The organism is Paenibacillus gallinarum (assembly GCF_014836635.1).
In the GTDB taxonomy this organism is placed as follows: domain Bacteria; phylum Bacillota; class Bacilli; order Paenibacillales; family Paenibacillaceae; genus Paenibacillus; species Paenibacillus gallinarum.
In genome coordinates this window covers 577,446-601,270 of sequence record NZ_JACSQL010000002.1, presented here as the reverse complement: position 1 = coordinate 601,270, position 23,825 = coordinate 577,446, and the positions used below count along the sequence as shown (strand labels likewise).

Sequence of the window (23,825 nt, the reverse complement as noted above, 5' to 3'; positions counted from 1 at the left end):
TTCCATCTAATTTTACATCAGTATAGCAGAATTTGGCTTTACGTATATATGGATTAATCGGCACATCATTTGTATTTTAATTCACTCTGCTCAACCTTACTTTTTCTTCACCGGTTGCCGTGTATTATCTCGCGGCTTATTGAATGATGGTCTCTTTTTAGATGTGAGCAGCGGCGAACGTATAAATGTTTCCATCATAGCCTTTGCATTAAAAGGTATAAATGGCCACAGATACGCTGAATTATAAGAACGATGGAGGACAAGCATCAAAATAATGACCGTTGTCCCTATAATGAGTCCCGGAACTTTGAATGCAGCAACGAGAACAAGTAAAATCAGCCTGATCATTCGGTTTGCAAGACCGAGTTCATAACTTGGTGTAGCAAACATCCCTATAGCTGCAACTGCCATGTAAAGTAGGACTTCATTAACAAAAAGACCTGTTTTCACCGCTACGTCTCCAATGAGAATTGCAGCAATCAGCCCCATCGCTGAGGCTAGCGGAGTAGGAGTATGTACAGCTGCCATCCGCATCAGATCGATCCCTAGTTCAACAATCAAAAATTGCATAATGATCGGCAGTTTCACATTTTCTTGGGGACCAATAAACTCCATTCCCTCTGGTTTCAAACTGGGCTCAATAACAAATAACATCCATAGAGGAAGCAAGAATAAAGAAGCAAAGATCCCTAAAAAACGAACTAACCGCAAATAGGTTCCCATAAATGGAGTTTGTCTGTTCTCTTCGGCGTGCTGACATAGATCAAAGTAGGTCGTAGGCATAATCATAACGCTCGGAGATGTATCTACGAAAACGACAACCCTGCCCTCCAGCAAGTGAGAAGATACCGTATCAGGCCGTTCCGAGTATCGAACTAAGGGATAGGGATTCCATCCTTTATTAATAATGGCTTCTTCTAGCTGTTTATCTGCTAGCGGAATACCGTCAATGTCTACCTTTTCAATCTTTTTACGAATACTGTCTACCTGAACTTTATCAACAATGTCATCAATGTAGGCAATACATACATCTGTTTTCGTCCTGCGACCAACTTGGAGCAGTTCTAGCTTGAGTCCTGGGTCACGCAGTCTCCTGCGGACGAGAGCAATGTTAGTAAGAAGCGTTTCTGTAAATCCATCTCTTGATCCGCGGACCACTTTTTCTAGTGACGGTTCCTCGGGATTACGAGCCGGATAACTTCGAGTATCGATGACGAGTGCTGTTTCTTCCCCCTCAATAAAGAATGCACTCATTCCGCTCATAACCTGAATAAAGATTTTACTAAGCTCTGTATATTTTGTTACTTGGATATGAGGAATGTAATACTCAAAAAAATCTTCTGCTGCATCCACGTTCATTCCTCTTGGATTGACATAGGATAACCTCTCTAATATTTCCGTTAGAACAACGTCTTTTGAAAGACCTGTAACGAATAATAATCCCGTATGTCTTCCGCCGAAAGTCATCTCCCGGAAGTTAATATCAAAACTTTCTCCAAGTCCCATGACATACTTAAACGTTTCCTTGAGCTTATCAAATTCAGGAAGCACTGTATCTTTGCCCTGCCAGTAAATAACGGACTCCTCGATCGAATCTGACTGTTCACTGTGCTTTTTCTCTTTAAGTTCGGCTTCTCTCATTTTTTCTTTTTCTTTTTCTTTTTCTTTCTCCGGCATAATCAGGTCCTCCTTTATTTATCAAAGACAAACCAATCAAATAATGAACCTGCTACTTTTCCAAAAACCATAGCCATGAGTAATCCGAATAGGTACGGTTTCATTCCCAGCCTTTTCGCTAATACAGGAAGTACATTGAGCACTTCGGTTAATGCAGCTGCAAGCAGACCAATAAATACACCGCATAGTAACCCCACAAAAATAGCTGCAATCGGCAATAATTTTATTTTCAAATGCCAAAAATCAGCTACCGTTCCGATCAGAGAGCCAGATATCATTGCAACTTCATATGCATGCGCCTTGTCGTATGAACGAGTCAACTGTGCGAGCCGCGGAATAATATCCAGAACGATAAACAGGGCAATTACACCACTCCCGACCGCAATACCACTGGCGACACCAATAAACATAATTATGACGCCATCAAGTACAGTCATGGCGAATCCCTGCCGCTAAAGTTATCTGCGCTGATCGAGGATTTAATTCGTTCGTATTCCTCACTGATCGCGAATTGATCTACATTCTGTTGGTATAGATACATTTCCACTTCAAGCGGGGTAGGCTCATCGTTCCACTTTTTCTTGAATAAGTGGTTAAAAAACACAGCCATACCAAAGCCGATCCCGATGGAGTAAGCAATCTGAAACATATAAGGATTCTCATCCCTATATCCAGTAAGCATCTCAACAACACGAACATGAACCTCTTTCATATTGACGTCCGCGTGAAAATTCATAATCGTCAGTGCTGATCCAAAAAACAGCAAAAGCCATACCAAGATGAAAAGAGATTTGGAAGGCGGCCGCTCATGGGGCAGCAATTCTACTAAGGTATGACTGCTCCCAAGCGTCTCCACCTGAGCCCTCGGAACAACTTGTTTAATCCGCGCAATAAGAGGAAGCACATCGATAAGTAACAATGTCCCATCCTTCTTTTCCGTATGCACCAGAACGGTTTCCCGTAATTTATTTTCATACTCTGGCGGATCACTCAAAATATTAGCAACATGCTTAATTTGGAGTGTACTACCCATTTTTATTTTAATTCGGCTGTGCAGCCGAACGTACACTACAGGAGTGGATGTTTCATTCATCCTGACGTCACTCCTTATACTGCGAAATTAGACATAGTATGGAGATTTAGGCTCTTATTTATTCCATCAATCAGGAATGTAATTCGGTTCATAGAAAATCACACAGCAAAAAGACCCATCCTAGACATAGGATAGGGTCTTATCTAATTTACTTATTATCGTTGTTACACGAATTACTTATTTGCTTACGTACACAAATCCAGTATCTTCTTGCGCCAGTTTACTGCGCAATCTGATCACGAATGACCTGAAGGATTTTCTTCTCTAATCTGGATACTTGCACTTGAGAAATACCGAGTCTTGTGGCTACTTCGGACTGGGTCTGATCTCGATAATATCTGAGGTACACAATTAAGCGTTCTCGCTCTGACAAGTTCCCAATCGCTTCGTTCAGCGCAAGTTTATCAAACCAGCGCTCCTGAGATTCGTCAGCAATCTGATCCATTAAGGTAATCGGATCCCCATCGTTCTCAAATACCGTCTCATGAATGGAAGTCGGAGGCTTGTTTGCCTCCTGAGCAAAAACTACTTCCTCAGGTGTAATCCCCAAGGCCTCTGCTACTTCCTTAATTGTCGGCAACCGGTCTAAATATTTAGAGAGCTCGTCTTTCTTCTTACGAACTTTGTTCGCTGTCTCCTTAAGTGACCGGCTTACCTTGATTGTTCCGTCATCTCTTAGGAACCTTTGAATTTCACCAATGATCATTGGCACTGCATACGTAGAGAACTTGACGTCGTAGCTGAGATCAAATTTATCTACTGATTTCAGCAGCCCGATGCAGCCGATCTGAAACAGATCCTCAGGCTCGTATCCACGGTTCATAAACCGCTGTACGACGGACCACACAAGACGTATGTTACAATTGACAAGCGTGTCTCTAGCCACATTGTCCCCGCTTTGGGAGAGAGCAATGAGGCGTTTGACTTCCGCATCTTCTAGATACGTGTGTGTTTTATGTTTCGTTTCTGCTTCCATAGGTCCAACCCCTAATTATACAGTGCTTTCTTGGATTCTATTCTCTTCTTCATGAGGATTGAAGTCCCGCGTCCAAGCTCGCTTGACACTTCAAATTCGTCCATGAAGTTTTCCATAATCGTAAAGCCCATACCCGAACGTTCCAACTCCGGTTTAGAAGTATAAAGCGGCTGCTTCGCCATTTCGAGATCTTCTATTCCGTGTCCGTTATCTTCAATAACCAGGGTAATGGTATCGTTAAGAATCTCAGCCTTAATCGTAACCACACCGCTTTCATCACTGTGATAACCATGGATAATACTATTGGTTACCGCTTCCGATACCACTGTCTTCAGATCACTCAGTTCATCCATCGTTGGATCAAGTTGTGAAATAAAGGCAGCAACTGCCACACGAGCAAAAGATTCATTTTCCGACTTTGCAGAGAACTGCAAGTTCATAAAATTCGATTGTCCTGATTTCATGAAACTACCTCCAGACCCGAGAGGGCACTTCCCTCATTATCAAAAACCGGCATTATTTTGAACAAGCCCGACATATCAAGCAAACGGTGAACCGCTGGATTAGCGCCCGAAATCACCATTTTCCCGCCTTTATGATGGATCAGTTTATAGCGTCCTAGAATTACACCGAGACCCGAACTGTCCATAAACTGAAGATCTTTTAAACTAAGTACGAGATGCTTGCACTGTTGCTTCTGAATCGCTTCATCCATCTGCATACGAACGCCATCTGCCGTGTGATGATCTAGCTCTCCTGTAAGCCGGACAATGAGTACCCCGCGATCGTGCTCCATGTTCACTTGCAAATTCATGCTTGCTCACTCTCCTCCCTGTCATAGCCAACCATTTCTACATCTGTAAAATGGATTCCTGCCCCCCGACAAAACTAGAAGAAAACTCTCATGAATCTACAAAAGTATTTTTTTTAGCGAAAAAGATCAGAGGTAGTCCGTTTAAACAGTTTCCAGAAACCTGCTTTTTCCACATCTACCGCTGCTTTAATCTCAAATTCTTTCAAAACTTTATTATCTTGTGAAACGATCAATTTTCCTAAAACCTGACCTTTGGCAATAGGAGCTTTAATCTCTGCTGGAATGGTCAATTGCTGAGTCGTTTCATCCGATGCTCCCCTTTTCATAAGGACGCTGTAAGGTGTGTCGGCAATGATTTCAATCTCTTTGATGTTCCCTTTTTCTATCTGCACTTTGCCTATAACGTCACCTTTTTTATAGATGGTTTTCATCATATACTGAGAAAATGCGTAATCCAGCATGTTAGAAACTTCACTGTTTCTTGTTTTTGTATTCGGTTCGCCAAGTACCACCGCTACCACCCGCATGCCGTCTTTTACAGCGGTCGCAGACAAACAGAATTTAGCTTCTGATGTATAACCTGTCTTGAGACCATCGGCCCCCGGATAGAATCGTACTAATTTATTTGTATTTACCAGCCAAAATGGTTTTTCGGAATCTTTACGTAAGTGATCTTGATAGGCTCCTGTATATTTCGTAACGTCTTTATGTTTCAACAATTCCCTGCTCATGATCGCAATATCATGTGCAGATGAATAGTGATTATCGACGGGAAGCCCGTTACAGTTAGCAAAATTGGTGTCGTTCATCCCAAGTTCCTTAGCACGTTTATTCATCATTTCAACAAATGCAGCTTCCGTCCCTGCCAACTTCTCTGCCATGGCCACGGAGGCATCATTACCTGAAGCCATAGCGATTCCTTTGAGCATATCATCTACCGTCATTTCTTCTCCGGCTTCAAGAAAGATTTGTGACCCGCCCATCGATGCAGCATATTCACTTGTACGAACTTTATCGGTCCATTTTAATTTCCCAGAATCAATCGCTTCAACAACCAATAACATCGTCATGATTTTGGTAATACTCGCTGGAGGAAGTTTCTCATGTCCATTTTTTTCATAGATAATGGTCCCTGTGTCTGCGTCAAGCAGCACTGCCGATACTGCATTTTCTGCAAGTTCAACGGGAGGTATTACATTATTTTGTTTCTTAATCGGCTCCTCGGCTGTTGCGGTACCTGGAACAATAATGGCGCATGTCAACAAAAGAGCGGTTAGTAATTTTAATCTTTTCTTCATAAGTACCCGTATCCTCCTCTTCGGTCTATCCCTGAGTTAACTGATGTGTGGCGTCATACTGCTATACATTCTCGTCACATTGAATGGAAATTATTCCAATATTCAAGATAATTATGACCTCTTTATTGAAGCGGGCTTCATTGGAGGTTAGTATGGGGTAATATCAAGTGACTTATCTTGTTACATAGAATGTGGCAAAATTCTAGACTCATCTTTGTTATCACATGGAGGAATGGAAAAATGAAAGAACACCAGCATACACAAGATCATAAAAATAATCATTCCCATCGTCATGGAGACCACCAGCACCAACATCACCAACATGACCACGGACATTCTCATGGCGGCGGTGGAGGTCATACTCACATCCATACAAATAATAAAAAGGCGCTCTTCCTTTCCTTTTTACTGATTACGGCATTTATGATTGTCGAAGTCATCGGCGGTCTGTATACGGGCAGTTTGGCTCTTCTTGCAGACGCAGGACATATGCTTAGCGATGCGATCGCAATGGGACTTGCCTTATTTGCATTTAAAATCGGAGAAAAAGCTGCCAACTCATCCAAAACATATGGCTATAAACGCTTTGAGATCTTGGCTGCTTTTCTAAATGGCTTAACCTTGCTGATCATTTCCATTACGATTGTATGGGAAGCAGTTCAGCGATTCTCTGCTCCGCCGGAAGTAGCCAGTAGCGGTATGTTAGCTGTAGCGGTCATCGGTCTGATCATCAATATTGTTGTAGCTTTTATTCTAATGTCGGGTGGCGATGTGAAAGGAAATTTGAATTTACGAGGTGCTTTCCTGCATGTCATAGGCGATCTGCTTGGCTCGATTGGAGCCATTATAGCCGGTCTGCTCATTCTGTTTTTTGGATGGTCTATTGCTGACCCAATCGCAAGCTTAATCGTTGCCGTTCTGATTTTAATCAGCGGGTACCGAATTACTAAAGACGCTGTTCATGTTCTGATGGAAGGAAAACCTGATTTTATTAACCTTGACGATGTTCGTGAAGAACTTTTAAGACTCCCTTCGGTTCTAGGCCTTCATGACCTTCATAGCTGGTCTATTACTTCTGACTTTCCGGCCCTTACCGTACATTTAGTAGTCTCTGGAGAGGCGAACCGAGATGAACTGCTGATCGAAGTAAAATCATTGCTAGAACAAAAGTTTCATATCTCCCACTCCACGATTCAAATGGAAAGTGAAAAACTGCCCTTAGAAAAGCCTTGTAATTAAAAACGAAACAAAAAAGAAGCAGATATCCTTTTACGGACTTCTGCTTCTTTTTGTTTCTTATAGCGATCTATATGGCCTTACAGAAGCTATACAAATCGCTCTACGCCATGTTTTGTAACAAGTGCATAAATTAATGGTTGTTTAGGTACGGCAGCATCTGTAATGCTGTAAGCCTGTTTCAGCTTACTCTCCGCCTCCTGCACCTTAGATTCACTCGCTTCATTGATGTGCATAACGGCAAGAGTATCTCCTGCTTTTACTTCATCGCTGACTTTCTTTACAAGGGTAACGCCGACTCCATAATCTATAACAGATTCCTTTGTCTCGCGCCCTGCACCGAGCAGCATAGCTGCAATACCGATCGCTTCTGCTTCGATACTCGCCACATAACCACTTGTATCTGCTTTTACCTCGAGTGTGCGACTCGCTCCAGGAAGTTTGCTTAGATCTTCTATTTGTCCTACATCTCCATGCTGAGCAGCAACCATTTGTTTCAATTTATCAAAAGCCGCTCCGCTTCTCAGCAGTTCTTCAAGCACAACACGTGCTTCTTCTACGGTCTTTGCTTTTCCGCCCAGTACCAACATATGTGATGCCAAAATAAGACTGACTTCCTGAAGATCTTCCGGTCCGTTTCCTTGTAAGGTTTCAACTGCTTCCTTGATCTCCAGCGCATTACCAATGCCAAAACCAAGCGGCTGATCCATATCGCTGATTACAGCAACCGTATCACGACCAACATGAGTTCCGATATCAACCATCGCTTCTGCAAGACGAATCGAATCATCCAGTGTTTTCATAAAAGCTCCACTGCCTGTCTTCACGTCCAGTACAATCGCATCAGCGCCTGCGGCAATCTTCTTGCTCATGACTGAACTTGCAATCAGTGGAATGGAGTTAACCGTCGAGGTGACATCCCGGAGAGCGTATAACTTTTTGTCTGCGGGGGCCATATTTCCACTCTGACCAATAACAGCTGCTCCCACTTCATTCACTTGACTCAGAAACTCGTCTCTAGTGAGCTCAATGGTAAAGCCTGAGATCGACTCTAACTTGTCTAGGGTACCACCGGTATGACCTAATCCCCGGCCTGACATCTTAGCTACAGGAACACCTGCCGCGGCAACAAGCGGAGCAAGTACAATCGTTGTTTTGTCTCCTACTCCCCCCGTAGAATGTTTGTCTACTTTGATGCCCTGAATCGGGGATAGATCCACTTGATCTCCTGACTTCGCCATTTCCATCGTAAGATGACCTGTCTCTTGTGCCGTCATCCCCTGGAAATAAACTGCCATAGCCCAAGCAGACATCTGATAATCCGGTATTTCACCGCGGCTGTAACCCTGGATTAGAAACGTAATTTCTTCTGCTGACAACTCATGTCCATCGCGCTTCTTCTGTATTATATCGACAGCTCTCATATGCTTGACCACACCTTATTACCGTATTTAATAAAAGCTCAATGAACCGTTACTTACACTTCACGAACGAAAGCACGTACAAGACCGATAAATTTCGGTTTGGTACGATTTGCGACAGCAACTACTTGTTCATGAGTTAGTGGTTCAAGTTCTTCTCCAATTGCCATATCCGTAATACAGGAAATGCCCAGTACACGTAAACCCGCATGTCTTGCCGCAATCACTTCACCTACGGTAGACATCCCAATTGCATCTCCGCCAAGAAGAGCAAACATGGTTGATTCTTTTGGTGTTGAATACGTAGGGCCACTGATGCCGCAGTATACCCCTTCCTGCAGTTCCAAATGCGTACCGTCCTCACCTTTAATTTCTTTCGAAAGTTTTTTGGCGAGAGCACGATATTCTGGATCATAGGCAGCAGACATATCAGGGAATCGAACACCAAGTTTCGAATCATTGGGACCAATCAAGGGATTCGCTCCCGTCATATTGAGGTGATCTGTAATTAACATTAGATCTCCTGCTCTAAATCCACGATTCATACCGCCTGCTGCATTCGTCAGCATCAGCGTTTCTACACCGATCTGTGCCATCACATAAACAGGAAGAACAACAGTGCGCATATCATAACCTTCATAGTAATGAAAACGCCCTTGCATAATCACCACATCTTTACCTTCAAGCTGTCCAATAACAAACCGGCCCGCATGTCCTGCAACGGTCGATTCAGGAAAATGAGGAACTTCGTTATACGGAATATAGACTGCATCTTCAATCTGGTCACCCAAGTCACCGAGACCGGAACCTAAAACCAGGCCTATCTTAGGAGCATACTTGCCTAATTTTTGCTTGATATAAGCTGCAGCTTCTTCAATGCGAGCACCGTAATCTTTTGTCAGATCACTTGTAGTTTGAGACATATATGTCATTCCCCTTTAGTCAAAATTATGTTGCTATGATCCGTATCATATCTACATTTGTGGAATAAGTGACATGACCAGGTTCAAGAATTTTTCTTTTACCATTTCAGCTGTTTCCATGACTTCTTCATGAGATAACGGCTGCTCAAGAATACCTGCAGCCATATTTGTAATGCAAGAGATACCGAGCACTTCAATTCCTGCATGACGAGCTACAATGACTTCAGCCACCGTAGACATTCCTACTGCATCCGCGCCTAGTGTCCGTAACATAACGATTTCAGCCGGTGTCTCATAGTTAGGACCAAGAAGACCAGCATATACGCCTTCCTTCATCGCAAAACCTTGTTTCTCCGCCGTTTCTTTCGCAAGCTTACGGAGTCTAAGGCTATACGCTTCAGACATATCTGGGAAACGCACACCAAAATCATCATGATTGGGTCCGATCAGCGGATTGCGGCCTGTCATATTAAGATGATCTGATATAATCATCAGATCTCCAGGCGTATAAGACGTGTTAACGCCTCCTGCTGCGTTCGTTACAAGCATCTTTTGAACACCGATCGCTTTCATAACACGTACCGGAAACGCGGTTACTTCAGGACCATAACCTTCATACATATGGAAACGGCCTTTCATCATCACTACAGGACGCCCCTGAATGGTTCCAATCAATAATTCCCCAACATGACCTTCTACAGTAGAAGCCGGAAAATGAGGAATCTCTTCATAAGGAATTGCGATGGCATCTTCAATCAGTTCAGCAAGAATGCCGAGTCCTGAGCCAAGAATAAGCCCGATTTCAGGAATAATGTTCGTTTTTGATTGGATATAAGTTGCTGCTTCCCCTACGCTGTTCTGCGCTAGCTGTGTCATAAACTTGGTTGTCCCCCTTAAATAAGTTCCCTTAAAAAACTCTCCCCGTGCAGTGGAGCTGTAGTACCAAAATTATCAGCAATCGTCGCACCGAGATCGGAATACGTATCTCTTACGCCAATGCTTTTTCCTGGTGTTTGTAAAGACGGGCTGTAGATCAGCACCGGTACATACTCTCTCGTATGATCCGTCCCCGCATGTACAGGATCATTACCGTGGTCAGCAGAGATGATCAGCAGATCATCAGGACCGATGCGCTCCATAATCTCTGGCAAAGCCTTATCAAACACTTCAAGAGCACCTGCATAGCCTTCCGGGTCTCTACGGTGACCGTACAAGGAATCAAAGTCTACTAAATTGGTAAACAAAAGTCCGTTAAAATCCTTGCCTAGTTGCTCAATGGTTAGTTCAATGCCATGTTCATTGCTCTTAGACGGATAAGATGCGGTTACCCCTTCTCCATCGAAAATGTCATTAATCTTTCCTACTGCGATCACATCATAGCCCGAGGTTTGCAGAGAGTTCATTACTGTTGGCTCTGGCGGTTTTACTGCGTAATCGTGCCGGTTAGGCGTTCTTTTGAAAGAACCTGGTTGTCCTATATAAGGACGGGCAATTACACGTCCTACAGAATGTTCAGGAGCTAGCGTAAGTTTACGAGCAATCCTACAAGCTTTAAATAACTCCTCTACCGGAATAATGTCTTCATGCGCAGCAATTTGGAATACACTGTCTGCGGATGTGTATACGATCCAAGAGCCTGTCTTCATTTGCTCTTCACCGTACTCTTCAAGCACTTCGGTACCGGAAGCCGGTTTATTACAGAGGACCTTACGGCCTGTCTGTTTTTCGAATTCAGTAATTAAATCTTGCGGGAAGCCGGCAGGATATGTATTAAATGGAGTTTCAATTTTGAGCCCCATTAGTTCCCAGTGTCCCGTCATTGTATCTTTACCTGCAGATACTTCTTTCATCTTTCCATAGTATCCTGCAGGTGCTTCAGCAGGAGACAGAGGCGGAATAGAAGCAATATTTCCAAGCCCTAATTTTTGCATGTTAGGAAGCTTTGTACCCGGAACACGTTCCAAAATATGACCTAGTGTATGAGCACCTGCATCACCAAACTCAGGAGCATCTGGTTGTTCTCCAATTCCTACACTATCCAGCACAATGAAACAAATACGTTTAAAGCGTGATTCTCTGTTCGTCATGATGTATTGCCCCTTCCCTGGTTCAAAAATTTATCTGAATATACATATGGTGTTGGAAATCCATCAGGCACGGGGATGATAATGATCATAGACATCTTTCATATTACGTTTGACCACTTGATTGTAAATTTGAGTAGTCGAGATATCGGCATGCCCCATCATTTCCTGCACTGATCTTAAATCAGCACCATTCTCTAGCAAATGGGCAGCAAAAGAATGTCTAAGCGTATGCGGTGTGATTCCTTCGCCAGCGAGACCCGCTTCTTCTGCGTACTTTTTTATCATTTTCCATATGCCTTGCCGTGTTAACCGGCTTCCATTCGTATTTACAAACAAAGCTTGTTCATCGATATGTTCCCTTAATAGTTTGCTGCGAGCAGACTCCAGATATTCAGTCGTTGCCCTGGCCGCTATCCCCGTCACAGGTATTACCCTTTCTTTCGCACTGTCTCTTCCCGTCCGAACATACTTGAGCTGGGTATTCAGGTCTTCTACATTTAGATGAACAAGCTCTGAAACTTTAATTCCCGTCGCATATAAAAGCTCTAGCATGGCCTTGTCCCTAAGGCCAGAAGGCACAGAAGGATCTGGGATACTGAGAAGCCTGTCCACTTCTGAAATGGAAAGGATTTTGGGCGGGTTTTTCTCTGTTTTAGGTGAATCCAGATGATAGGTCGGATCTTTTGAAACCAAGCCTTTAAACATAAGATAATGAAAAAAAGAACGAAGGGAAACGACATTTCGCGCAATGGTTGAAGCCGCCTTCCCTTCTTTTTTAAGATAGGATAAATACAGTACAATATGTGTACGTGTAATCTCAGACGCTTCCACATCCGCATCCATATGCTGTTCTCTATTCATATACCCAATAAACTGTTCAATATCACGTTTGTACGACTCAAGCGTACTGACAGAAGACCCTTTATCCTCCTGCAAATAATCCATGTAGGGCTGCACATACTTCCTCATCGTTTTCCTTACAGCTCCTTACCTTTGAATTTTTATGTTAACAAGTCCACACTTCTATTCACCATACCAATAGAAAAAACGAAGACGATTCATTAAGTTTGTTTTCTCGGCTGCAAGCTGAATTCCTTCTTCGGGATGAAATACTTTCAGTGCATTACCCTCAGGGATCTTGTAATGATCCACAGGAGTGATCCAGTTTGAGAATAAATCGAACACATTATAAAACATATAAACAAGGGCAGCAAATATGATAAACAAACGAACCATGCGAAGCCATTTGCGAAGTGAAAATACCATGAGTTTCTTCCGCCTTTCCTAAAGTTATAATGTCGCCCTATGAAGGGTTTGGGTAGTATTCCCCGATGACAATTCGGCTATGATTCAGCCTATGAAACTGTCAACCCGACTATGACCACCTTTAGGCTGGCGAAAAGAGGAAGTTATCGAATTCATTCTATATTTTACAAGTCATTACCTCTACGTGTACATGCTAAAAAAGCTCCCCCGAACTTGACTCGGTGAGAGCTTGCTCATGCTTGTCTTTATATCAGTTCTTCGGTTTCTGATCGTTCTTGTCCTTGCAACGATGACAGATTCCTTGAAAATCAAGTCTGTGATCTAGAACCGTAAAATTAAACTCACGCTCTAATCTTTCTTCAAGCGGCCCAAGCCAATCTTCTCGTATTTCGTCCATACTGCCGCATTGAACGCATATCAAATGGTGATGATGGTGCTTGCTTGTGTCACCGCGCAAATCATAGCGGGCTACTCCGTCACCAAAATTAATCTTCTCAACGACATGCAGCTCACTGAGCAGTTCCAGGGTTCGATATACGGTTGCAAGACCGATTTCGGGAGCTTTTTCCTTAACCAACATGAACACATCTTCTGCACTCAAATGGTCTTCTTCATTTTCTAGCAAGACTCGAACTGTCGCTTCCCGTTGGGGCGTTAGTTTGTAGCCTTGAGATTGTAACTGTTGTTTTATCTTGTCGATCCGTGCTTCCATATTATCCCTCCCCCTCGGAAATCACTGCATCGTGTACGTAAACCCACTTGTTTATTATAGGGTCACTTACGAAATAAAGTCAACAGTATCAGGGTTTTAAGAGAGATTGGGTCCTAGGTTTAAACCTTAATAAATAATGGGGTTACCCACTGCATTAACACAGGAGTCACAAAGGTCTCAAAGGAAGAGATTCCGACCATAAGCAAGGCCATTGCCAGGGTTAAAGTAATGTAACTGGTAAGTGGTCTTTTTAGACTTTGGTTTCGCTGCATAAAAAACCGGCTGCGTATCATATGAAGTGAAAAGGTAATTGCGGCCACACTGCTAATCATCAGGACAGGAATTAAAAATAGATTATGAGGAGCAATAGACAGCAAAGCGAGCAGCAACCCTTTCCAGGAATACTGAGCAACCAAATATCCAACAGAAAAACCGATCAGCACCCCTTTTAGAAAGTCCAAAACTAAAATACCTGGAAGACCGATGACAGATAAGCCAAGAATGAAAATAAGTCCAATCCACTTCAAATGAAGCATGGTAATGTCAAAAAAAGAATGAGCTTCATCTACATTTCCTTGATGCATACTTACAAAAAAATTATCCAAATAACCCGCAAGATCCTGCTGCTGATCCAGGGTTAGTGCTCCTACCATTAATGCACCGAAAATAACCCCGACCAGAAATAATACAGCAACAAAAATATAAAGTGGAGTTTGGTCTCTAAATGTATGTTTGAGAAATGGCATGGCGAGAGGTCGTCCCCTTTCTGGTTACATACCCTACTCTATGAATTTCTCTCTCATTCTATGACCCGAACCTGAATTCATGTTCTCGAAACTTTGCCGTAGGTTCCTCCGCCGCCAGAGTTCAGCAGCAGTTCACCGCTTCTGGCCATAATAATGTACCTCGCAAGTTCATCTCCAACAACATTACGTAAATCGTCTTCTTCCGTACGATGCAGGATTGCCATTTCACTTCCGAAAGCTTCAAGTAATAAACGTAGTTTCACTTTGCCAAGCCCCGGAATAAATTCCAGTGGTACTTGGTATTGATAAGCAGGCCGCCCAGGTGGAATATAAGACTTGTCACGATCCGCAATTGTTAAAATTCGATCAAGTACACCTTGAATCAATTTGGTGCTTCCACAATAAGGGCATCGCTCTCCAGTGACCTTGGCTTCATCGAGAATACTGTTACATGCTGCGCAGTAAGTACGGTGATATTTACCAAGCAGCGGATTCAAGCCATAATTCGCTTCAATCCGGCGGCCGTCTTTATTTTGTAAAGCATAACAAAACTCATCAAATGAAGGCTCTGACAACCGAAGACTATTGTACTCTCTCCCGATTTTACCAAGGGAATGCGCATCCGAATTCGTCAAAAAAGGAATGTTGTCCAGTTCGCTAATATAACCTGCCATTTCTGAATCCGCACTAAGTCCAAGTTCGATGGCTGATATGTCAGCTACATCTAGAATTTCCTCCATCCGGTATACACTGCTTCCATAAATACCTTTATGGGGTGTAAACACATGAGCAGGGATAAACAGTCCACCACGGCGTATAATTTCCCTTTGAAGTTCTTGTACAGGGACATACACTCGCTGCGAACTAAGATTCACATTTTTCATAAAAGGGGTAATCCAGGCCGTAAAGGACTCTATATCCGATAACGTTCTAAAGTAAGCAAGAAAATGGAATTCCTTTCGTCCAGGTTCCCTCACTTCAAGCTCTGTCCCGAGTAAAATCACCGTATTCTGATACGCGATGCCTCCGCCCGGTATTTCTCTCATCTCACCAGATTCAAGTGCTTCTCTAATATCACGCTGTACCACAGGAGCGTGGGCATCAATAATACCGATAAGTTCGATTCCTTTGCGGGTTGCCGCTTCTTTAGCAATGTTAAGAAAAGTTAAATCCCGGCTGCCGCTTATTTTCACCGCTTCTCCTCTGTTTGTTCTGCCAATATGAATATGGAGATCTGCATAGAACGTACGAAGCGATGGAGCACTTTCAGAAACTTGCTGATTCATTTTACAGCTTCCCTGTCAGCTGATATAAGTGCCATGCGTAGACTGCAAGAATCGTCTTGGCATCGCTGATCCGTCCTTCTTTAATCAGTAAATAAGCTTCATCCAAAGTGATCTCCGATACTTCGAGAAACTCATCTTCATCTAGTTCCATCTCGCCTGCCTCGAGCTCTTCAGCCATGTATAGATAGATAACCTCATCAGCAAAACCAGGGGAGGTGTAAAAAGCAGGGAGTGGAACAAGGGATTTAGCGCGGAACCCCGTTTCTTCTCTGAGTTCTCTTTTTGCTGCTTCCTCAGGGTCTTCGCCTGGGTCCAGCTTACCTGCCGGAATTTCTAGCTCGGTTCTTCCTAATGCCTGTCTATACTGATCCACAACCAGCATACGATCTCCTCGAACTGCCAGAACAGCAACCGCACCCGGGTGTCTTATAATTTCTCTTTTACCAGTCTGTCCATTCGGTAAGGTTACGGTATCCAAGTGAAGAGAAACCACTTTCCCCTCAAATATAGACTCTGTGGATACGGTTGTTTCCACTAATGCCGGATTCGAATCCGGATGCTTAAGTTTTGGATGCTTTTGACGAACAATAGATTCCTTCATAGTTAAACCTCCTCATAAATGTAAGCAAACAATAAGTATTAAATTAGACTTCATGGGCATACGGTGTATTATACGACTTTATTTAGGAGTGAGCTCTGATGAAAAGCTATAAAACCCATGAATCTCTATATATGACCGGACAGGCACACCAGATTATGAATACGCTTAGACATTGGTTGTCAGATTACGGTCCAGATATGCAGGTCATCGACCTCATTCGAAAGTCTCATAACGTATTACCCTTAATTCGAAATAGTAAATAAAAAAACGGGTTTCAATTTTTCATTTGCAAAAAAGGTCTGGTGCGAACTCATGCCCAGACCTTCTTATATGCTGTTTTTTATATTACGATTTTGCAGATTCTTTCACGATCGATACAACGACACGCGCCGCATCTACCAGACTGCTTACTTTGATTCGCTCATTTGTCGTATGAATATCTTCATACCCGAGAGCAAGGTTCACCGTCGGAATGCCAAAACCATTGAATATATTCGCATCGCTTCCGCCGCCGGAAGGGAATGTTTTTGGTGTTAGACCCGCACTTGTGATCGCGCGTGCTGCGAGTTTCACAACCTCATCTTCGTCCGTTAATTTAAAAGCAGGATAAGCGATATCACTTTCAAATTCAGCTTTTGCCCCATACTGCTCGCAAGTAGACTGCAGTGCATTTCTCATGTGATCAACTTGATTTTCCACTTTACTTTGAACAATACTCCGTGCTTCAGCCAAAATTTCAGCATAGTCACAAACGACGTTCAGTGGACCTGCTCCGGAGAAACTTCCAATGTTCGCTGTTGTTTCGTGGTCAACACGTCCCAGTTTCATAGCCGCAATTGCTTTGGCAGCGACTTGAATGGCGCTGATTCCATCTTCCGGATTCACGCCAGCATGAGCCGATTTACCCGTAATTTTCATTGTAATTTGCGCTCTCGCTGGAGCCGCAACACAGATTCCACCAACTTCACCGTTAGAATCAAGTGCAAACCCGAATTCTGCGTCAATATCCTCTGCCTTCATCGCTCTTGCCCCAATTAGTCCCGATTCTTCACCTACAGTAATTACAAACTGAATCTGACCATGAGGAATGTTATTCTCCTCTATTACACGGATGGCTTCAAAAAGAGCAGCGATACCTGCTTTGTCATCCGCACCTAAAATCGTTGTACCATCACTACGAATAAATCCATCTTCAGAGATCTGAGGTTTGATTCCTTCGCCTGGAGCGACGGTATCCATATGACAAGTAAAGAACAGTTTTGGAGCCTGATCCGCACCTTGTGCTTTCCATGTGACAATCAAGTTGCCTGCGCCGTGTCCTGTTTCTTCTTTTGTATCATCTTCCTTGACTTCGAGTCCAAGCTCCGTAAACTTTGTTTTAAGTACTTCAGAAATTTGCTGTTCATATTGGGTTACACTATCGATCTTAACAAGATCCATAAATTCCTTTGTTATCCGTTCTTGATTAATCATGGTTATCATCCCTTCTAGTTAGACTTTTCACTATGCTATGGATACGTTACAATAGATTATAATTATGGTATAAAAGGAGCTTACTGATGCAACAGAAAAAATGGTTTAAAGTTGTAATCTATCTGATGTTAATTGCGATGATTGCCTCAACGTTGTTAATTGTTATTGAACCACTGCTCTTTGGATAAGCAGATTTGACGAAATGAATAGGACAAGCTTGGCCCTCTCTATGCTTCTCTCTTTAGAAGAACTGAGAGGGCATTTTCATTTCTACTGTGATTTCACACGTATACTTTTGCGGCCCAGATTGGATCAAAACCAAATTGTTTTGCAAAAATAGGGACCAGTTCCTGTGCTACCTGTTCCGGAGTGTGAACAAGCCCTGTACAATCTTCCAAAGTGGTTACCCCAAACTCTTCGATTCCGCAAGGGACAATCCCACCAAATCCTTCGCTCTGCAATCCTGATTTGATATTAAATGCAAATCCGTGACTCGTAATAAAGTCTCTTCGCTGCGAAGTACTGCGATTAAACTTAATGCCTATGGCACAAATTTTGAAGTTCCCTACCCATACTCCTGTATACTGCTCTTTGCGGCCTGCTTCAATACCATAGGAGCGTAAATACGTAATAATTACTTCTTCCACATTCCTTAAATGAGCATGTAAGTCAATTTCTTTACCTCGGCCCAAAAACATGATGGGGTATGCAACTAGCTGACCGGGTCCGTGATAGGTAATGTCACCGCCTCGATCGATCTGATAGACTGAAATGCCTTTTTTCTTCCGATCTTCCTCACTAATCAGCAGATGTTCCGGATGTCGCTGCGTACCGATTGTATATGTAGGTGGATGCTGCAAAAGCAGCAGGTGTTCCTGCTGCTCTCCGGCATCGATGTCATGGACCAATTTTTTCTGTAGATCCCATGCTTCACCGTAATCCATCATATCGGTATAGCTTACAACAAGCGGTCTATTCATAAGAATATACCTCCCCATGATTAACTCACCACATACCACAGATGTTTTAGTATAGCTTCGTGTCTAAAGAATAACTTTCTAAATTCTCTTTTACTCGTTGCAGGAATCTTCCTGAGATGACACCGTCCAAAATACGATGATCCAAGGACAAACATAAATTAGCCATTGACCTTACGGCGATCATGTCATTAATAACGACCGGCTTTTTCACAATAGATTCAAACGTAAGAATAGCCGCTTGTGGATAGTTAATAATAGGATAAGACAAAATAGAACCAAACGAACCCGTATTATTTACGGTGAATGTTCCTCCTTGCATATCATCCAGCTTCAATGTACCTTCTCTAGTTCTTCTCGCAAGATCTTCAATCTCATGAGCGAGTCCAGCAATATTTTTGGTGTCTGCTCGCTGAATAACGGGAGTCATGACCGAATCTTCTGTTCCTACCGCTAAAGAAATATTAATGTCACGTTTTACGATGATTTTATCAACAGCCCATACCGAGTTCATGATCGGATAATCTTTGATCGCATTAACCACTGCTTTTAAAAGGAAAGCTAAATAAGTTAAATTAATCCCTTCTTTACGCTTAAACTCATCTTTCAGTTTATTACGTAAAGTAACGAGATTCGTCACATCCACTTCGATCATCGTCCAAGCATGCGGTATCTCCGATACACTCTGACGCATATTTCTAGCGATCGCATTACGAACCGGCGTAATATCGATGTACTGCTCTGCTCTTCCTTGTGTATATCCATCGACTTCAATCTTCGGCAATTTTGGTGTCTCTGATAAATGAATGCCAGAATGACGAACAGAAATAGACGGGTCCATCGATAAATTCTGTGGTTCAGAAGACGTATGACGCGGTGTTTGTTTACGTTCTTCCTGCACTAGTCCCGACGTTTGCTGCTGTGTATTTCCGCCTTCTACATAACGAAGTACATCTTTACGCGTAATTCGGCCATTCATTCCTGTTCCTGGCACTTGACTAAGATCAATACCATGCTCCGCTGCAAGACTCTGAACGGCTGGTGAATATCGATTGCGCATGGAACCTTCCATAGCACTCGCTGTAACCGCCTTTTGAGCGATATGATCTGAAGTACTTGTGTCAGAAGTTTCTCCCACAATTCCGGTTCCTGCTGCAGCATGGACTTCCATACGACAGATCAGCTCACCTACTCCAACCGTTTGACCTTCTTCTGCCGTAAGTTCACCCATAATTCCTTCTACCGTAGAAGGAATCTCTGCATTTACTTTATCCGTAATCACTTCACAGATAGGTTCATATTGGTCTACCCGATCTCCCGGTTTTTTTAGCCACTTGGCGATCGTCGCAGATACGAGTGATTCCGCAAGTTGCGGCATAACCACTTCAATCAACTTCTTTTGTCCTGCCATGTTTGTCACTCCAATTCTTCAACCTCATACCTGAGGAGACCTATTCATTAATACATTGCAAGCTTAAGCATTGCATCTTTCACTTTATCTTTACTTAGCATATAAAATCTTTCCATTGGCGGACTGATTGGCATTGCAGGCACATCAGGACCGCAAAGACGTTCAATCGGAGCATCCAGATCAAACAGACATTCTTCATTAATAATTGCAGATACTTCTGCACCTACTCCGCCTGTTTTGTTATCTTCATGGATGATAAGGACTTTTCCCGTTTGTTTTGCAGCAGCGATAATCGCTTCTTTATCCAGTGGTTGCAGTGTACGCAGATCAAGAACATGCGAAGTTATTCCTTGTTCTTTTTCCAGTTCCTCAGCGGCTTGCATTACAAAATGCAGCGGCTGTGAATAAGCGATCACTGTAATATCGTCACCTTCACGAAGTAAGTTAGCCTTGCCAATCGGTACGATGTAATCCTCTTCAGGCACTTCTTCCTTCGAGAGACGATACATTTTTTTATTTTCAAAGAAAAGTACTGGGTCTGGATCACGCACTGCTGCTTTGAGAAGCCCCTTCGCATCATATGCGGTGTAAGGTGCTACAATTTTAAGCCCCGGGGTTCCAAAGAAAATGGATTCCGGACACTGAGAATGGTATAGACCACCAAAAATACCGCCGCCGATTGGCGCACGAATAACAACAGGGCAACTCCAATCATTGTTCGATCTGTATCTAATTTTAGCAGCTTCACTAATGATTTGATTGGTTGCTGGAAGCATGAAATCAGAATATTGCATCTCCGCAATCGGCTTCATTCCATACATGGCAGCACCAATAGCTACCCCTGCAATAGCCGACTCCGATAAAGGTGTATCCATCACGCGCATTTCACCAAACTGATCCATAAGTCCTTTGGTTGTAGTGAATACGCCGCCTTTCACCCCTACGTCTTCGCCAAGCACAAATACGGTCTCATCGCGCTCCATTTCTTCTTTCATCGCGAGTCTAATCGCATCAATATACTCCATTTCAGCCATTATTGTTTCCCTCCTGACTCATCATCGGCATACACATGCAGCAGGGTATCTTCCGGCTTCGGAAATGGAGCATTGTCTGCATATTCCGTCGCTTCTTTCAGTTCCATACTAAGCTGTGCAGCCAGATCTGCATCTCGCTCTTCATCCCATAAACCACAGTCAATCAAGTATTGTTTCATTTTGGCAAGGCCGTCTTTTTTCCAGTTCTCTTCTACTTCTTCTTTTGTTCGATAAGCGAGATCATTATCTGAAGTTGAATGTGGAGACAACCGGTACATCATCGCCTCAATTAGTGTCGGACCTTCTCCCGCTACGGCACGTTCGCGTGCTTCTTTTACAGCAGCGTACACAGCAAGAGCATCATTACCATCTACACGGATTCCCGGGAAGCCATATCCCAAAGCACGATCACTTACTTTTCCGCTAAGCTGTTTGTGAACAGGCACAGAGATGGCATACTGATTATTTTCAACCATGATAATAACTGGAAGTTTATGAACGCCCGCAAAGTTACTTCCTTCATGGAAGTCCCCCTGATTACTCGAACCTTCGCCAAAAGTAACGAAAGATACAAAATCTTTCTTTTGCATTTTCGCTGCAAGTGCAAAGCCGACTGCATGAGGTACCTGCGTAGTTACAGGACTTGAACCTGTTACAATGCGAAGTCGTTTGCTTCCAAAATGACCAGGCATTTGGCGCCCTCCACTATTCGGGTCTTCTGCTTTCGCAAAAGCGGACAGCATGAGTTCACGCGGCGTCATTCCTACGGCCATAACAAATCCATAATCTCGATAATAAGGCAGGAAATAATCCTTTTCACGATCAAGCGCAAAAGCAGCAGCTACCTGAGCTGTCTCTTGACCGATACCGGAAACGTGGAAATTGATTTTTCCCGCTCTTTGTAAAAGCATACAGCGTTCATCAAATTTACGGGCCAGGAGCATATATTTGTACATATCAATAACCTGACCATCAGATAGACCAAGCTCATTATGTTTGTACTGTTTAGAAGTCATATTATTTAAGTTCAAAACTAGCGAACCCTCCTTTTAGAGTAGCTCAAGCGTCTTAGGTATTGTTGTCTTGTCTTATAACCTGGTACTAAGACTTGGCTTAAGCTCATTATACTCGTTTTATTTGCAAAAAGAAAAGAGATAAACCACATTCATGATAAGTGTCATGTTTCATATCCACTTACTAGATAACGGGTAAAGCAGGCATTTACATTCCGATTGCATTACCGTCTACGGCAAGCATTGCTTCTCCCATAATCTCCGATAAAGAGGGATGAGGATGCACAAGCTGTCCTATTTCCCAAGGAGTTGCATCTAATAGCTGAGCAAGCGCTGCTTCACTGATCAGATCTGTAACATGAGTTCCAATCATATGAACTCCCAAAATATCATTGGTGTCCTCATCCGCAATTACTTTCACAAAGCCTTCTTGATGTCCGTGTACCAAGGCTTTGCCAATCGCTTGAAAAGGAAACTTCCCAATCTTCACCTTATAACCAAGTTCTCTAGCTTGCTTTTCTGTATATCCAACACTCGCTGCTTCAGGTCTAGAATAGATGGCTCTTGGAATAAATTGATCCGGAGTCGCATGTACGGTTTCGCCTGACATATGATGTACGGCACGGATTCCTTCATGGGAAGCAACATGGGCAAGCTGGAGGCCTCCGATACAATCGCCGATCGCATAAATATGAGGAACAGCGGTCTGTAACTGCTTATTCACCTCAATGAATCCATTTGATAATTTTATATCCGTGTTCTCAATGCCAATATTCTCGACATTTGCTACTCGACCGACCGAGATTAATATTTTCGAAGCGGATAAAGTTTCGCTTCCCGCACTCGACTGTATATCAATCGAAAGTGAATCACCATGGTCTATATATGTATCCGTCATGACCTGGGAACCTGTTCTTACCTCTACTCCTCGTTTGACAAGCAATCGTTTCATTTCAGCAGCAATCTCTTGATCTTCTTGGGGAAGAATGTGATCTGCTGCCTCAACAAGAGTCACTTTTACATTAAAATCAGATAGCATGGATGCCCATTCTACTCCAATAACTCCGCCGCCAACAATAATGATGGAATCCGGCAGGTCGTCCATTCGAAGAGCCTCGTCGCTTGTCATAATCTTATCGCCTTCAGGTTCGAGTCCAGGCAGCGTTCTAGGACGAGTTCCTGTAGCAATAATCAGATTTGCCGACACTACATTTTCCATCTCTCCATTATCAAGTTCTACAGCAAGAGCTCCGCTTTTTGGAGAAAAAATCGAAGGACCAATGACTCTTCCTTTTCCATGCAAAACGGTGATCTTATTTTTACGCATCAAATACTGAACACCCTGATGGAGCTGCTCAACGATGGCTTCTTTTCTTTCTTGAACTTTAGGGAATACTAACGTCGCCCCCGAAGTTTCAATACCGTAACTTACGCTATCTTTAATATCTGCATATACTTCTGCACTTCGAAGCAGTGCCTTGCTTGGAATACAACCGCGGTGAAGACACGTTCCGCCAAGTTTATCTTTTTCTACAATAACGACAGATTTACCTAATTGCGCAGCCCGGATCGCAGCCACATAGCCACCTGTTCCCCCGCCCAAGATTGCAACATCACATTCTATTGCCATAAAAAATCATTCCCCCAATTCTTCCACGTTGTTATTAATTTATGTTCTATTGTACTCTCACTTCTCTGGAATCACAAAACAAGCCCATCTAATAGACAGTAACTAGAAGACAAGGTATCATATAGAAATACTACATGCGTATGAGAAGGGG

At 43.1% G+C, this 23,825-nt stretch carries 26 protein-coding genes; 3 read left to right on the top strand and 23 right to left on the bottom strand.

The window, feature by feature from the left end:
* Positions 1-96: 96 nt before the first annotated feature.
* From H9647_RS07945 to H9647_RS07915, 7 genes are all read right to left on the bottom strand, one after another.
* Positions 97-1,677, bottom strand: coding sequence for a spore germination protein (locus H9647_RS07945; protein WP_191799199.1), 1,581 nt, complete (start codon positions 1,675-1,677; stop codon positions 97-99).
* Between the two features lie 14 nt (positions 1,678-1,691).
* Positions 1,692-2,114, bottom strand: a complete 423-nt coding sequence (locus H9647_RS07940; protein ID WP_191799198.1) for a stage V sporulation protein AB — start codon at positions 2,112-2,114, stop codon at positions 1,692-1,694.
* Complete coding sequence (locus H9647_RS07935; RefSeq protein ID WP_191799197.1) at positions 2,111-2,770, bottom strand: stage V sporulation protein AA; 660 nt, start codon at positions 2,768-2,770, stop codon at positions 2,111-2,113. Before H9647_RS07935 ends, H9647_RS07940 begins: the two co-directional genes overlap by 4 nt.
* Before the next feature lie 220 nt (positions 2,771-2,990).
* Entirely contained in the window at positions 2,991-3,746 is a 756-nt protein-coding gene (sigF, locus tag H9647_RS07930) for an RNA polymerase sporulation sigma factor SigF (RefSeq protein WP_191799196.1), read from the bottom strand.
* A gap of 11 nt (positions 3,747-3,757) precedes the next feature.
* A complete protein-coding gene (spoIIAB, locus tag H9647_RS07925; RefSeq protein ID WP_191799195.1) occupies positions 3,758-4,210 on the bottom strand; it encodes an anti-sigma F factor in 453 nt (150 codons plus the stop codon).
* Positions 4,207-4,560 (bottom strand): anti-sigma F factor antagonist, encoded by a 354-nt coding sequence (gene spoIIAA, locus H9647_RS07920; protein ID WP_191799194.1) that lies wholly within the window; start codon positions 4,558-4,560, stop codon positions 4,207-4,209. The genes spoIIAB and spoIIAA overlap by 4 nt, the downstream gene beginning before the upstream one ends.
* A 113-nt stretch (positions 4,561-4,673) precedes the next feature.
* On the bottom strand, positions 4,674-5,858 hold the full coding sequence (locus H9647_RS07915; protein WP_191799193.1) for a D-alanyl-D-alanine carboxypeptidase family protein: 1,185 nt from the start codon (positions 5,856-5,858) through the stop codon (positions 4,674-4,676).
* A gap of 240 nt (positions 5,859-6,098) precedes the next feature.
* On the opposite strand from H9647_RS07915, the gene H9647_RS07910 reads away from it, so the two are divergent.
* The gene (locus H9647_RS07910) at positions 6,099-7,097 is read left to right on the top strand and encodes a cation diffusion facilitator family transporter (protein ID WP_191799192.1); all 999 of its coding nucleotides are present in this window, start codon (positions 6,099-6,101) and stop codon (positions 7,095-7,097) included.
* A gap of 86 nt (positions 7,098-7,183) precedes the next feature.
* Here H9647_RS07910 and H9647_RS07905 read toward each other — a convergent pair whose 3' ends face one another.
* The 10 genes from H9647_RS07905 to H9647_RS07860 form a co-directional block, all read right to left on the bottom strand.
* On the bottom strand, positions 7,184-8,518 hold the full coding sequence (locus H9647_RS07905; RefSeq protein ID WP_191799191.1) for a pyrimidine-nucleoside phosphorylase: 1,335 nt from the start codon (positions 8,516-8,518) through the stop codon (positions 7,184-7,186).
* A gap of 53 nt (positions 8,519-8,571) precedes the next feature.
* Entirely contained in the window at positions 8,572-9,438 is an 867-nt protein-coding gene (locus H9647_RS07900) for a purine-nucleoside phosphorylase (RefSeq protein WP_191799190.1), read from the bottom strand.
* A 51-nt stretch (positions 9,439-9,489) separates the two neighbouring features.
* The gene (locus H9647_RS07895; RefSeq protein ID WP_191799189.1) at positions 9,490-10,314 is read right to left on the bottom strand and encodes a purine-nucleoside phosphorylase; all 825 of its coding nucleotides are present in this window, start codon (positions 10,312-10,314) and stop codon (positions 9,490-9,492) included.
* Positions 10,315-10,331: 17 nt separating this feature from the next.
* Entirely contained in the window at positions 10,332-11,525 is a 1,194-nt protein-coding gene (deoB, locus tag H9647_RS07890) for a phosphopentomutase (protein WP_191799188.1), read from the bottom strand.
* Positions 11,526-11,588: 63 nt separating this feature from the next.
* Positions 11,589-12,494 (bottom strand): site-specific tyrosine recombinase XerD, encoded by a 906-nt coding sequence (xerD, locus tag H9647_RS07885; RefSeq protein WP_191799187.1) that lies wholly within the window; start codon positions 12,492-12,494, stop codon positions 11,589-11,591.
* Between the two features lie 54 nt (positions 12,495-12,548).
* On the bottom strand, positions 12,549-12,791 hold the full coding sequence (locus H9647_RS07880) for a DUF4227 family protein (protein ID WP_191799186.1): 243 nt from the start codon (positions 12,789-12,791) through the stop codon (positions 12,549-12,551).
* Positions 12,792-13,041: 250 nt separating this feature from the next.
* Positions 13,042-13,503 carry a ferric iron uptake transcriptional regulator gene (gene fur / locus H9647_RS07875; RefSeq protein WP_160033389.1) on the bottom strand — a complete coding sequence of 154 codons (462 nt, stop codon included), beginning with the start codon at positions 13,501-13,503 and terminating at the stop codon, positions 13,042-13,044.
* A gap of 119 nt (positions 13,504-13,622) precedes the next feature.
* The gene (gene spoIIM, locus H9647_RS07870; RefSeq protein ID WP_191799185.1) at positions 13,623-14,249 is read right to left on the bottom strand and encodes a stage II sporulation protein M; all 627 of its coding nucleotides are present in this window, start codon (positions 14,247-14,249) and stop codon (positions 13,623-13,625) included.
* A 77-nt stretch (positions 14,250-14,326) separates the two neighbouring features.
* Positions 14,327-15,535: an endonuclease Q family protein gene (locus tag H9647_RS07865; RefSeq protein ID WP_191799184.1), complete on the bottom strand. Its 1,209-nt coding sequence runs from the start codon at positions 15,533-15,535 to the stop codon at positions 14,327-14,329.
* Between the two features lies 1 nt (position 15,536).
* Positions 15,537-16,136, bottom strand: coding sequence for an NUDIX domain-containing protein (locus H9647_RS07860; RefSeq protein WP_191799183.1), 600 nt, complete (start codon positions 16,134-16,136; stop codon positions 15,537-15,539).
* 98 nt (positions 16,137-16,234) lie between these two features.
* On the opposite strand from H9647_RS07860, the gene H9647_RS07855 reads away from it, so the two are divergent.
* Positions 16,235-16,399 (top strand): Z-ring formation inhibitor MciZ, encoded by a 165-nt coding sequence (locus H9647_RS07855; protein WP_191799182.1) that lies wholly within the window; start codon positions 16,235-16,237, stop codon positions 16,397-16,399.
* A gap of 82 nt (positions 16,400-16,481) precedes the next feature.
* Here the strand turns inward: H9647_RS07855 and H9647_RS07850 are convergent, their stop codons facing one another.
* Complete coding sequence (locus H9647_RS07850; RefSeq protein ID WP_404822595.1) at positions 16,482-17,609, bottom strand: M20/M25/M40 family metallo-hydrolase; 1,128 nt, start codon at positions 17,607-17,609, stop codon at positions 16,482-16,484.
* A gap of 86 nt (positions 17,610-17,695) precedes the next feature.
* Between H9647_RS07850 and prli42 the strand changes: the two genes are divergently transcribed.
* Positions 17,696-17,797, top strand: coding sequence for a stressosome-associated protein Prli42 (gene prli42, locus H9647_RS07845; RefSeq protein ID WP_160033399.1), 102 nt, complete (start codon positions 17,696-17,698; stop codon positions 17,795-17,797).
* 93 nt (positions 17,798-17,890) lie between these two features.
* Here prli42 and lipB read toward each other — a convergent pair whose 3' ends face one another.
* The 5 genes from lipB to lpdA all read right to left on the bottom strand — a co-directional run bounded on the left by lipB (position 17,891) and on the right by lpdA (position 23,674).
* Positions 17,891-18,589, bottom strand: coding sequence for a lipoyl(octanoyl) transferase LipB (gene lipB, locus H9647_RS07840; RefSeq protein ID WP_191799180.1), 699 nt, complete (start codon positions 18,587-18,589; stop codon positions 17,891-17,893).
* Between the two features lie 46 nt (positions 18,590-18,635).
* Positions 18,636-19,997 (bottom strand): dihydrolipoamide acetyltransferase family protein, encoded by a 1,362-nt coding sequence (locus tag H9647_RS07835; RefSeq protein WP_191799179.1) that lies wholly within the window; start codon positions 19,995-19,997, stop codon positions 18,636-18,638.
* 47 nt (positions 19,998-20,044) lie between these two features.
* Positions 20,045-21,031: an alpha-ketoacid dehydrogenase subunit beta gene (locus tag H9647_RS07830; protein ID WP_191799178.1), complete on the bottom strand. Its 987-nt coding sequence runs from the start codon at positions 21,029-21,031 to the stop codon at positions 20,045-20,047.
* Entirely contained in the window at positions 21,031-22,047 is a 1,017-nt protein-coding gene (locus tag H9647_RS07825; RefSeq protein WP_191799457.1) for a thiamine pyrophosphate-dependent dehydrogenase E1 component subunit alpha, read from the bottom strand. Before H9647_RS07825 ends, H9647_RS07830 begins: the two co-directional genes overlap by 1 nt.
* Before the next feature lie 205 nt (positions 22,048-22,252).
* Entirely contained in the window at positions 22,253-23,674 is a 1,422-nt protein-coding gene (gene lpdA / locus H9647_RS07820) for a dihydrolipoyl dehydrogenase (RefSeq protein WP_191799177.1), read from the bottom strand.
* Positions 23,675-23,825 lie beyond the last annotated feature (151 nt).